This is a genomic window from Sphingomonas metalli (assembly GCF_014641735.1).
GTDB classification, from domain to species: Bacteria; Pseudomonadota; Alphaproteobacteria; order Sphingomonadales; family Sphingomonadaceae; genus Sphingomonas; species Sphingomonas metalli.
Map to the genome: position 1 here is coordinate 1 of NZ_BMIH01000016.1, position 1,216 is coordinate 1,216.

The following is a 1,216-nucleotide window of genomic DNA, read 5'->3' on the forward strand; positions in this document are numbered from 1 at the left end:
GCGCTTACCGTCCGAATTCGAGGGCGGCGCGGCGCTTGGGGGTTTCGGCGAGGGGCTGTCCGGCATATTCGCGCAGGCCCCAGGCGCCCCAGCCGCTGATCGCGCCGGTCGAGGCGAACAGCACCAGCGTGTCGTTGTACTGCGACTTCCACGTCGTCAGGTACCGCTTGTACAGGTCGTACATCCCCGCCGACCGGTTCACCGCCGCCACCACCGCGACGTTGCCGTCGACCAGGTGCTGGCCGCCCTCGTAGCCGATCAGACGCACCCCGTACTTCTTGGCGATCTCGGCATTCTTGGCGGCATAGTTGGTCATGATCCGGTCGAGGTCCGCACCCAGTGCCGACAACAGCACGCCCGTGTCCGTCACCCCCTTCTGCTTCTCCGGCGAGAACAGGTCGCCGCCGAAATAGGGCGCGATCGCCAGCGCATCCACGTCCGCGGCCAGCTTCGCCTCGCCCAGCTCCACCTCCGCCGTCCACGGATTGTCGTTCTGCGTCGCGGCCACCCGCACCAGCTGCCCCGGGCGATCCGCAAACACCTGCTTCCAGATGGTCATCGCCCAGCGCGTCTTCTCCGCATGGCGCAGCAGCACCGCCTTGAACGCATCGGTCGTCAGACCCTCGGCCAGACCCTCGCGCTGCGCCTGCGCCGTCGCCCCGAACGAGAAGTTCCACACCTCGTTCGACAGCTCCACATAGACCTGCCGGTTCGACGGGATCCCGTCATGCACCAGCTGCGCCATCCGCCGCACATAGTCCTCGTCCGCATTCCACGGAATGTTGAACCACGGCTCCGCGTTCAGACGGTTCGCCAGCGCGATCTGATACTCCAGCGCCACGCCAAGCGGCGCCATCGCCTGGTTCAGGTCCTCCACCCGGGTCCGCTTCGACCACACCACGTTCTGCGGATTGCCGTTCACCGCCGACCAGTCGAGATAGCGCAGAACCCCATAGGGCTTCAGCGACTCCACCGTCTCGGCCGAGAACATCTCGCCCCGCGCCACGCCCTTCTCGCGGCAGTCCAGGTTGCGCAGCGGATCCGACGCTCCCGCCGCCGTCCCCGTCACCTGCACAAACACCAGCTTGTCCGTGTTCCCCGCCATCCCCGGCCACACGAACTCATAGCCATGGTCCAGCGCCTTGCCCGGTCCCCGCTCGCCGCCGACCTGAACGTCCGCCGTACCCTCCCAGGTACACACGATCGTCGTCCCCTG

The 1,216-nt window shown here is 67.2% G+C and carries 1 protein-coding gene; it reads right to left on the minus strand.

The genetic code is table 11. From position 1 onward, the window contains the following. Nucleotides 1-4 precede the first annotated feature (4 nt). On the minus strand, nucleotides 5-1,216 hold a 1,212-nt coding region (locus IEX18_RS18465), incomplete at its 5' end, for a hypothetical protein (protein WP_229664722.1).